The sequence below is a fragment of the Daejeonella sp. genome (assembly GCF_037719425.1).
GTDB lineage: Bacteria > Bacteroidota > Bacteroidia > Sphingobacteriales > Sphingobacteriaceae > Daejeonella.
In genome coordinates this window covers 1-10,036 of the sequence record NZ_JBBJNI010000157.1, presented here as the reverse complement: position 1 = coordinate 10,036, position 10,036 = coordinate 1, and the positions used below count along the sequence as shown (strand labels likewise).

Below are 10,036 nucleotides of genomic sequence, written 5' to 3'. Positions count from 1 at the left end.
TCACTATAAAGCAGTTTGGGGATGAGATCATCAAGCTTACGGGAACAAAGCAGAAGATGGTGTTCAAAGAGCTTCCCACTGATGATCCCAAACAGAGACGCCCGGATATCACAAAAGCGAGGACCATCCTGAACTGGGAGCCTAAGGTTGGCCGAGCAGAAGGTTTGAAAATCACTTACGAGTATTTCAAATCATTGCCTGAAAAGGAAATTAAACACAAAGACTTTACTTACTACAATAATAAATAATGACCGGAAAGAAAATTCTGGTCACCGGCGGTACAGGTTATATTGGCTCACATACAGTTGTGGAGCTTATAAATTCAGGATACCATCCAGTGATCGTTGACAACCTCAGTAATTCGAGCTCAGAAGTTCTTAAACAAATAGAAACCATTACGGGTGTAAGCCCTGACTTTTTCAATTTTGACCTGAGTGATGAGCCAAGCATTCGTAACTTAATTCAGACACATCCCGATATTGAGGGGATAATTCATTTTGCAGCATTCAAAGCAGTAGGCGAATCCGTCGAGCAGCCATTGAAGTATTACCACAATAACATTTATTCTCTTGTTAATTTATTAGAGGCATTTGCGGACCAGAAGGTAAATTTTGTTTTTTCTTCGAGCTGTACTGTTTATGGAGAGCCAGATACCCTGCCGGTTACGGAGCACTCACCAGTAAAGCATGCCGAGTCGCCTTACGGAAATACCAAGCAGATCGCTGAAGATATTTTGAACGATACAGTAAAGGCGAATAAGAATTTAAAGGTTACCGCCTTGAGATATTTTAATCCCGTAGGCGCGCATTCTTCGGCGCTTATTGGTGAGCTCCCCATCGGTGTTCCCCAAAATCTTGTTCCGTTTATAACACAGTCTGCTATTGGCAAGCGTGGTCAGATCACTGTATTTGGAGATGATTACGATACGCCGGATGGGTCTTGTATTCGGGACTATATACATGTAGTGGACTTAGCGAAGGCTCATATCGCAGCATTGAAAAACATGGATAATCCTAAGCGGAAATTATCTTATGATGTCTATAATATCGGCACGGGCAGAGGCAATACTGTTTTGGAGATCATTGCAGCATTTGAATCCTCAACCGGAGTTAAGTTAAACTATACAATTGGGCCCAGAAGAGGCGGAGATATAGAAAAGATATATGGCGACGTTAAAAAGGCTGAAAAAGATTTAGGATGGAAGGCTGAATTGGGTCTTCCGGAAATGATGAGCTCTGCCTGGGCATGGGAAAATTATATTAAGCAGAATCCATTTTAATTTAAGATCGAATTATTGACATAATGAAGAAAGTATTAATTACTGGGGGAGCGGGTTTCATTGGTTCACATGTTGTACGGCGGTTCGTTAACTCTTATCCTGAATACGAAATTGTTAATCTCGATAAGCTGACATACGCCGGAAATCTGCTAAATCTTAAGGATATTGAAAATCGCGCTAATTATCGCTTTATCAAGGGAGATATCGTTGATGCTGACTTTATAAATAAATTATTTGCGGAGGAGAAAATTGATTCTGTAATACATCTTGCTGCCGAATCTCATGTTGACCGCTCGATCAGCAACCCCACAGAATTTGTGCTGACCAATGTTGTCGGGACAGTAAATCTTTTAAATGCTGCTCGAATTGCCTGGAAAGACGAGTACGGCAAGCATCGCTTTTATCATGTTTCAACTGATGAGGTGTATGGCAGCCTTGGTGATGAAGGCTTGTTCAGAGAAGATACGGGTTATGATCCCCATAGCCCGTATTCAGCTTCAAAAGCAAGCTCTGATCATTTCGTCAGGGCATATCATGATACTTACGGCATTGATACTGTAATATCGAACTGTTCCAACAATTACGGATCCTATCATTTTCCGGAAAAGTTAATACCGCTGGCAATACACAACATTAAAAATTTCTGGGCTATCCCTGTTTATGGTAAGGGCGAAAATATTCGTGACTGGCTGTGGGTTGAGGATCATGCCCGGGCCATCGATGTTATATTTCATAATGCAGTCCCGGGAAGTACTTACAATGTTGGCGGACATAACGAATGGAAAAATATCGACCTTATCAGACTGTTGTGCAAGATAATGGATGAGAAGCTGGGGCGGGAGCAAGGGACATCCGAAAGGCTAATAACCTTTGTCACTGATCGCGCAGGACATGATCAGAGATATGCAATTGATTCATCCAAACTCCAGCAGGATTTAAACTGGACACCGAGCCTTCAGTTTGAAGAGGGTCTGGCGAAAACAGTGGACTGGTATCTGAAAAATGAAGAATGGCTTCAGAATGTCACTTCAGGTGACTATCAGTCTTATTATTCAAGCCAGTATGAGAGCCGGTAGGGACTTTTGGAGTTCGGCACGGAGTAGTTTACTCGTATCTTAACGATTCAACAGGATCAAGCTTAGAGGCTTTGATGGCTGGATACAAACCAGAGATAAGCCCAACCCCTATGCAAAGTGTTAAGCCTAATATAGTCCATGCCCATGGCATAATAAATGAACCGCCCATGATCATGGAAAGCAGGTTGCCTATTAAGATTCCCAGAAATACTCCGGTTATTCCTCCCATCATGCAGATCACGATTGCTTCAATAAGAAACTGACGCCTGATAACTAACGGGGTGGCACCTATGGCTTTACGAATTCCAATTTCCCGGGTTCGTTCTGTTACCGAAACGATCATGATGTTCATCAACGCTATAGCCGCACCGATCAAAGTGATTGTACCAATAACAATTCCACCCCAGCGGACGTATCTGAGATTGTCGATTAAAGTCTGTGCGATTGCATCGCTTTTAGAGATTTCGAAATTATTTTCGTCACTAACTTTAAGATTTCTGACATTTCGGAACAGGGCTGTTGCTTCCCCGATGGCGGCCTCCATTTGTGCAGGATCATCGCCCGTCACCGAGATGGTATACGAGGGATTGGTAATGGACATCACTTGTTTTGCCCGCAATAGTGGTATTATACAAGCCTTGTCGCCTCCAAAACCTATACTGGATCCTTTAGCCTTTAATACACCAATTATGCGGAATTTATTATTTCCAAGGTGAATGACCTTATTGACGGGGTCGGTACTTGGGAATAGCCGTGTTTTTATTTCATCCCCGATGAGCACGACGCTAGTTCCGTAATCGAGCTCCGATTGCGAGAAGTTACGCCCCGAAGCCAGCTTGTAACCTGCCGACATCAGGTAATTTTCATCGGCGCCTAAAATCGATATATTGGGATTGGTTTTTTCGTTGCCGTATTTCACCGTCCCACCAAAGGATGCAAATACATTTACAGAGATCATGGCCGGGAAAGTGAAGCTGCTTTTAAATTCAGTCGCCTGACGATAATCTATTGCTTTATACCGCTTTGGCCTTTGTCCGCCGCCACCAATTCTGATTCCGATGCCCCTGTTCCGTATCGTGAAAGAATTTGCGCCCATACTTGAAAAAGTATTGGTCAAAGTACCTTCTATTGCTTCAATAGAAGTCAGGATGCCGACTAGTGCCGTTATTCCAATGGCAATAATTATTGCAGTTAAAAATGTCCGCAGCTTGTTACCTTTTACGGATTGTAAAGCCACTTTAACATTTTCAGAATAATTCATCTTTGCTGCCATCGTATAAATATAAAAAGTCCTGCCGGTTTGACGGCAGGACTTCATGAAATGTTACAACTTATTTTTTAGACTGAAAACGACGTGCCGCAGCCGCACGTGCTGCTTGCATTCGGGTTATTGAAGGTAAAACCCCGTGCATTCAAGCCATCCTGAAAGTCTACCTGCATTCCGGCCAGATACAACCCATGGGCTTTGTGCATGTAGACTTTGATCCCGTCGATGAAATACTCCTGGTCGCCCTCTTTCTGCTGATCAAATCCAAGTATATAATTCATGCCGGAACAGCCTCCACCCTCAACACCTAAGCGTAGTCCATAATCCTCTCCAAGTTCCTGCTGCTGAATAAGCTTTTTGATTTCTTCTTTTGCTCCGTCTGTTAAAGATACGGGAGCTTCAGCGGTTGCAATTTCTGTACTCATATTTCTTTTAAAATGATATGACAAATATACGTGAAATTGCTCACTTTTGTCCTGACCACCGGCTTTTTGACCATCCGTTAACAAATACATCATTCATGAATTCAATTGCTTACCTCCTTGATATTGTAAAATTTGCGCTTGCGGGAGTTATCGTCTTCTTTGTAGGATGGCTTTATGTAAAGGAGTACCTGAATCAGCGATTTAATTTTCGGATGATTGAAATCAGGAAAGAAAGCCTCAAACAAACCTTGCCGCTCAGACTTCAGGCTTATGAACGGACGGTTCTGTTTCTCGAAAGGATCAATCCATCTAATATGCTTATCAGGCTGCATGTACCGGGGATGAGTGCACGTGAAATGCAGAATGTGATCATTTCAGATATCAGAGCTGAGTATCAGCATAATATTTCGCAGCAGTTATATGTTAGTGCCACTACGTGGAATGTCGTAAAGAAAATCAAGGATGATACCGTTAGCATAGTTAATAGTGCTGTCATTGCACTTCCTGAAAATGCGACTTCAGGCGATCTGAGTAAGTCGATTCTAGTTCACCTTGCTGGTCTGGAAACCGAGAATCCGTATGAAGTTGCTTTAGATATTGTTAAAAAAGACGTTCAGGTATTATTTTAACAATATGGAAGAAAAGAAAATAACAACGACTTCCGGTATTGAAATTAAGGAGGTTTATTGTGAGCCAAAGAGCCTTGAACAACCTGGCGATTTTCCTTTTACCCGAGGGATCCAAAAGGATATGTACCGGGGCCGCCTATGGACGATGCGCCAGTATGCTGGTTTTTCAACGGCAGAGGAATCTAATAAAAGGTATCACTATCTCCTGTCACAAGGCACAACCGGTTTGTCAGTAGCATTTGATCTTCCCACCCAGATTGGATACGACTCGGATCATGCAATGGCTGAGGGCGAAGTTGGAAAAGTGGGTGTGGCTATTGACTCATTAAAGGATATGGAACTGCTGTTTAAAGGAATCGACCTTCAGAAAGTTACGAGCTCGATGACAATCAACGCTACTGCGCCAATTCTTCTGGCTATGTATATCAGTCTCGCAAAAAAGCAGGGTGCTGACCTTACGCAGATTTCCGGAACTATACAGAATGATATTTTAAAGGAGTATGCTGCCCGCGGTACATACATATATCCTCCCAAAGCTTCGATGCGGTTGATTACCGACATTTTTGAATATTGCAGTATCGAATTGCCGAAGTGGAATACCATATCTATTTCGGGATATCATATCCGGGAAGCAGGTTCAACAGCCGTCCAGGAACTAGCTTTTACGCTTGCAAATGGCAAAGCCTATTTGCAGGCCGCAATTAGCAAAGGACTTGACATTAACGTTTTCGCAAAACGCCTGTCATTCTTTTTTAACTGTCACAACAACTTCTTTGAAGAAATTGCAAAGTTCAGGGCGGCGAGGAGAATGTGGGCTGAAATTTCAAAATCTCTGGGTGCGACAGATCCGGGGGTTCAGAAATTACGCTTCCATACCCAAACCGGCGGGTCAACTTTGACCGCTCAGCAACCTTTGAATAATGTAATCAGGGTAACAAGCCAGGCACTGGCAGCGGTTTTAGGCGGGACACAGTCCCTCCACACAAATGGTTATGATGAAGCCCTGTCTCTGCCAACTGAAGCCGCCGCAAAAATTGCTTTGAGAACTCAACAGATCATTGCATTTGAAAGCGGAGTTGCGGATACAGTGGATCCTCTTGCAGGGTCATATTTTATAGAATCTCTCACCGATGAGATTGAGAGAGAGGCGTGGAAGTACATTCATATAATAGATGCAAAGGGCGGGTCAGTGGCTGCCATTGAGGAAGGATATATCCAGAATGAAATCGCAAACTCAGCCTATCAGTATCAACGAAACATTGAAAGCGGAGAAAGAACATTGGTAGGGGTTAATAAATATGTTGACAATGAGAGTCTGAATATGGAGGTTTTCCGTGTGGATGATTCGATCCGCGAGTTGCAACAGGCCAAGCTGAAAACATTAAAATCTGAACGAAATAATGAAGAAGTTGCCAGCGTTCTAAAAGCCTTAGCGCTGTCCGCAAAAACAGGCAGCAACACTATGCCTTTTATTCTGACAGCAGTGGAGGCTTATGCAACCCTGGGAGAAATTGCAGACGTGCTTAGAAAAGAGTTTGGTGAATATTAAGCAGATGGGAAATTTTAACAGCTTATATGTAAGAAATTCAGTCATGAAGGTAGCTTGGTTTTTAGCCATTATTTTGTTGTGTGCTTGCTCGCCTAAATTACAGGTAGCCAGTTCGGATAAGGCTTTATATCCTATTTCATCCGATCTTCCTAAAGACAAAGCCATAACCGACTACTACCTTCCTTATAAACTTCGGCTGGATTCAATGATGAATGAGGTCGTTGCGGTGTCATCGGCTGAGATAAGTAAAGGCAGGCCTGAAGGACCTTTGAATAATCTCATGGCGGATGCAATGGCTGACGCCGGGAAGTCACGAAATATTCCGTTTGACATAGCTTATACCAATTATGGCGGGCTGCGCATTCCTCTCCCAAAAGGAAATATTTTATTGTACAAAGTCTTCGAACTGATGCCCTTTGAAAACCTGCTTACAACAGTCAAGTTTACCGGGACAGACATCAAAAGTTTTTTCGATTACATTGCCGCCGGGGGCGGAGATCCAATTGCGGGAGCTTCTTTTAAAATACGCGATAAAAAGGCAATAGATATTAAAATCAACGGACAGCCAATTGATTTGACTAAAAGCTACACTGTACTTACTTCCGATTACATCGCAAACGGAGGCGATGGAGGTGCGATTTTCCTTAAATCTACCGATAGACAAGAATATGACCTCAAGCTTCGGGATGCACTTCTTATGTATTTGAAGAAACAAAATAAGGCGGGCGTAATAATAAATCCTACCAATGATGGCAGAATCACAGTTGAATAGACGGGATTTTATCCGGGGAACAGCCGCTGGCGCTGCTCTATTGGCTTTAGGCATAGGCCCTGACAGTGTTTATGCCAGTGACGACCTGGTGAAACTGGTATTCCTTCATACAAATGATGTCCACAGTCGCATTGATCCGTTTCCCATGGATGGGTCGCGAAATCAGGGGATGGGTGGAGTTGCCCCGCGTGCATCACTTATAAAAAAGATCCGCGGCGAGGAGAAGAATGTTCTATTGCTTGATGCGGGGGATATATTTCAGGGAACACCGTATTTCAATTTCTATGGCGGTGAGCTTGAAATTAAGATGATGAGCATGATGGCTTATGATGCCGGGATTATGGGAAACCATGATTTCGATAACGGGATTGAAGGTTTTCATAAACAATTGCCGCATGCAGATTTCCCGATCATTAATTCCAACTACGATTTCTCTGATACTTTGCTGAACGGAAAGACCCAGCCGTATAAAATATTCAAGAAAGATGGTTTAAAAATAGGCGTTTTCGCTCTAGGGATCGAACTCGCAGGCTTGGTAAATAAACAGCAGTACGGCAATACCATTTATCTTGATCCCTTAGCAAAAGCTTTAGAGATGGAAAAGCTTTTAAAGCTCGACCACAGATGTGATCTTATCGTTTGCCTCTCTCATTTGGGGTATAAATATAATAGCTCTAAAGTGTCGGATGTTATGATCGCAAAAAGCACCAATTATATTGATCTGATCATTGGCGGACACACCCATACATTCATGGATAAACCCGACTCAATTCGCAATTTAAAAGGGGCTGAAACCCTTGTAAATCAGGTCGGATTTGCAGGCATAAATTTGGGCAGGATCGATTTTATTTTCCATCGAAAAAATGCCCAAAAAATAAGTTATTCTTCTGATGTACAGTATATTAAAACTAATTTGAAAATTTAGTTTTTTAATCGGATTTTTTTCTGAATATTCGATGTTCCAAAGAGTTATTAACATTTCTCACGGCATCGGTTGTAAATCAGATTATTAGTAAAATTAAATGGAAAAAACTTGTACACAGGTATGGAATAATTGCCTCCAGATCATTAAGGATAATATCCCAGCTCAGAGTTTTAAAACCTGGTTTGAGCCGATAAAAGCCTTAAGACTAGACGGTAACGTGTTGACCATACAGGTACCAAGTTTGTTCTTTTACGAATGGCTTGAGGAGCACTATGTAGGCTTGCTCAGAAAGACGGTAAAAAAGCAGTTGGGAGAGGAAGGAAGACTTGAATATAACATCGTTGTGGAAAAGTCTTCGAACAATATTCCATATACTACCAATATGCCTTCAAACGGCAACGGCGCGGAAGGGAAAAACCAGTCTATGCCTATGCCGATTTCTTTGAACAAGGATATCAAGAATCCCTTTGTAATACCGGGGTTAAAAAAATTGCAGGTTGATCCTCAGTTAAATCAGAATTATACGTTTGAGAATTTCATTGAAGGCGATTGCAACCGTCTTGCACGTTCAGCAGGTTACGCTGTTGCTGGCAAACCCGGAGGTACTTCGTTTAACCCTTTAATGATCTATGGCGGTGTTGGTTTAGGAAAGACGCATCTTGTTCAGGCAATAGGCAATGAGATCAAGCGTACCCTGACTGATAAGCTTGTTCTTTACGTGTCATGTGAGAAGTTTACTCAGCAGTTTGTTGATGCACTGAAGAATAATAACATTAATGATTTTGTGAATTTTTACCAGGCAATGGACGTGCTCATCATGGATGACGTGCATAATTTTGCCGGCAAGGAAAAAACGCAGGATATATTCTTCCATATCTTCAATCACCTGCATCAGTCAGGCAAACAGCTGATCATCACATCCGATAAACCACCTAAAGATCTTTCAGGACTGGAGGAACGTTTGTTGTCACGTTTCAAATGGGGACTTTCTGCAGATCTTCAGATCCCAGATCTGGAAACCAGGATGGCAATCCTGAAAAAGAAAATGTATTCGGACGGTATTGAGCTTCCGGGGGAAGTAATAGAGTACGTTGCTCACAATATTGACAATAACGTTAGGGAGCTGGAAGGAGCTATGGTTTCACTCTTGGCACAATCCACGCTTAATAAGAAAGAAATTGATCTGAATCTCGCTAAATCCATGCTTAAGAATTTCATCAAGAATTCAAGCAAAGAGATATCGATGGAATATATTCAAAAACTGGTTTGCGAATATTTTGAGGTGCCAATAGAAATGGTAAAATCAAAAACCCGTAAACGCGAGATCGTTCAGGCACGCCAGATCTCAATGTATCTTGCTAAGCTGCACACCAAAACCTCTCTTAAGTCGATTGGAGCTTTCTTCGGCGGGCGGGACCACTCAACCGTGATCTATGCATGTCAGACTGTTGACGATCTTATCGATACAGACAAGAAGTTTAAAGGATATGTAGCAGATATTCAGAAGAAGCTCAAGATGAGCTAATCATCTTTTATAATATTATAGATACGACAGAAAAGAGAACTGTCCTTGATACTATTTGAGCAAACCCAGCTTTACCAGTGCATAGAACACGCCGCTTGTATGCAGAGCCTGACCAAGTTTATTATTGAGAACTAATTCCTTAAGCTCATCAGGGCTTACTAACTCAATTATTATTTCCTCTCCCCGGTCGAGGTTTTGCTCAGAAGTTTTCCTGCCTCCTGTTGCTAAAAAGCAATGAGTTTTATTAGTTGCCGTAGCAGGATTAGCGTAAAGCTCTGATAGGAATTCAATTTGATCAAACTCGTACCCAGTTTCCTCCAGTAGTTCCCTGCGAGCCGCGTCTTCAGTGCTTTCACCTTTTTCTATGACTCCGCCGGGCAGCTCAAGGATCTCTTCTCCTGCCGCATGCCTGTACTGTCTGACGAGTATAACCTGATTGTCTTCAGTCAGCGCGATGACATTAACCCAATCCGGGTATTCTAAGACGTAATAATCAGGGATCATGGTGCCGTCCGGCATCCGGCAGGTGTCTACTCTCAAAGTTGCCCATGGAGCATTAATAAGGTATTTTGAAGATATTTTTTCCCAG

Annotated in this window: 10 protein-coding genes and 1 pseudogene; 8 read left to right on the top strand and 3 right to left on the bottom strand. The window is 42.4% G+C overall.

The annotated features are described in order from the left end of the window. From WKF69_RS16525 to rfbB, 3 genes and pseudogenes are all read left to right on the top strand, one after another. A pseudogene (locus WKF69_RS16525) lies at positions 1 to 248 on the top strand (SDR family NAD-dependent epimerase/dehydratase); the annotation flags it as partial. After that, positions 248 to 1,279, top strand: coding sequence for a UDP-glucose 4-epimerase GalE (gene galE / locus WKF69_RS16520; RefSeq protein ID WP_340383313.1), 1,032 nt, complete (start codon positions 248 to 250; stop codon positions 1,277 to 1,279). The pseudogene WKF69_RS16525 and the gene galE, both read left to right, overlap by 1 nt. 23 nt (positions 1,280 to 1,302) lie before the next feature. Further along, entirely contained in the window at positions 1,303 to 2,355 is a 1,053-nt protein-coding gene (gene rfbB, locus WKF69_RS16515; protein ID WP_340383311.1) for a dTDP-glucose 4,6-dehydratase, read from the top strand. A 28-nt stretch (positions 2,356 to 2,383) separates the two neighbouring features. Here rfbB and WKF69_RS16510 read toward each other — a convergent pair whose 3' ends face one another. Both WKF69_RS16510 and WKF69_RS16505 read right to left on the bottom strand, forming a co-directional pair. Next, complete coding sequence (locus WKF69_RS16510) at positions 2,384 to 3,616, bottom strand: ABC transporter permease (protein WP_340383315.1); 1,233 nt, start codon at positions 3,614 to 3,616, stop codon at positions 2,384 to 2,386. Between the two features lie 77 nt (positions 3,617 to 3,693). Next, the gene (locus WKF69_RS16505; protein WP_340383309.1) at positions 3,694 to 4,047 is read right to left on the bottom strand and encodes an iron-sulfur cluster assembly accessory protein; all 354 of its coding nucleotides are present in this window, start codon (positions 4,045 to 4,047) and stop codon (positions 3,694 to 3,696) included. Positions 4,048 to 4,064: 17 nt separating this feature from the next. Here WKF69_RS16505 and WKF69_RS16500 point away from each other — a divergent pair, with 17 nt between their 5' ends. The 5 genes from WKF69_RS16500 to dnaA all read left to right on the top strand — a co-directional run bounded on the left by WKF69_RS16500 (position 4,065) and on the right by dnaA (position 9,447). After that, positions 4,065 to 4,676 (top strand): hypothetical protein, encoded by a 612-nt coding sequence (locus WKF69_RS16500; RefSeq protein ID WP_340383307.1) that lies wholly within the window; start codon positions 4,065 to 4,067, stop codon positions 4,674 to 4,676. 4 nt (positions 4,677 to 4,680) lie between these two features. Next, positions 4,681 to 6,225 (top strand): methylmalonyl-CoA mutase family protein, encoded by a 1,545-nt coding sequence (locus WKF69_RS16495; protein WP_340383305.1) that lies wholly within the window; start codon positions 4,681 to 4,683, stop codon positions 6,223 to 6,225. A 4-nt stretch (positions 6,226 to 6,229) separates the two neighbouring features. After that, positions 6,230 to 6,997, top strand: coding sequence for a 5'-nucleotidase C-terminal domain-containing protein (locus tag WKF69_RS16490; protein WP_340383303.1), 768 nt, complete (start codon positions 6,230 to 6,232; stop codon positions 6,995 to 6,997). Next, positions 6,972 to 7,922: a metallophosphatase gene (locus WKF69_RS16485; protein ID WP_340383301.1), complete on the top strand. Its 951-nt coding sequence runs from the start codon at positions 6,972 to 6,974 to the stop codon at positions 7,920 to 7,922. Before WKF69_RS16490 ends, WKF69_RS16485 begins: the two co-directional genes overlap by 26 nt. A gap of 97 nt (positions 7,923 to 8,019) precedes the next feature. Beyond that, positions 8,020 to 9,447, top strand: coding sequence for a chromosomal replication initiator protein DnaA (gene dnaA, locus WKF69_RS16480; protein WP_340383299.1), 1,428 nt, complete (start codon positions 8,020 to 8,022; stop codon positions 9,445 to 9,447). Positions 9,448 to 9,498: 51 nt separating this feature from the next. Here the strand turns inward: dnaA and WKF69_RS16475 are convergent. After that, the coding region (locus tag WKF69_RS16475) for an NUDIX hydrolase (protein WP_340383296.1) at positions 9,499 to 10,036 on the bottom strand (538 nt) is incomplete at its 5' end.

Bases quoted from the DNA above. Each gene is read 5' to 3' on its own strand.
- WKF69_RS16485 (WP_340383301.1), top strand. From the start codon at position 6,972: ATGATGGCAGAATCACAGTTGAATAGACGGGATTTTATCCGGGGAACA.
- dnaA (WP_340383299.1), top strand. From the start codon at position 8,020: ATGGAAAAAACTTGTACACAGGTATGGAATAATTGCCTCCAGATCATT.
- rfbB (WP_340383311.1), top strand. From the start codon at position 1,303: ATGAAGAAAGTATTAATTACTGGGGGAGCGGGTTTCATTGGTTCACAT.
- WKF69_RS16510 (WP_340383315.1), bottom strand. From the start codon at position 3,616: ATGAATTATTCTGAAAATGTTAAAGTGGCTTTACAATCCGTAAAAGGT.
- galE (WP_340383313.1), top strand. From the start codon at position 248: ATGACCGGAAAGAAAATTCTGGTCACCGGCGGTACAGGTTATATTGGC.
- WKF69_RS16505 (WP_340383309.1), bottom strand. From the start codon at position 4,047: ATGAGTACAGAAATTGCAACCGCTGAAGCTCCCGTATCTTTAACAGAC.
- WKF69_RS16500 (WP_340383307.1), top strand. From the start codon at position 4,065: ATGACAAATATACGTGAAATTGCTCACTTTTGTCCTGACCACCGGCTT.
- WKF69_RS16495 (WP_340383305.1), top strand. From the start codon at position 4,681: ATGGAAGAAAAGAAAATAACAACGACTTCCGGTATTGAAATTAAGGAG.
- WKF69_RS16490 (WP_340383303.1), top strand. From the start codon at position 6,230: ATGGGAAATTTTAACAGCTTATATGTAAGAAATTCAGTCATGAAGGTA.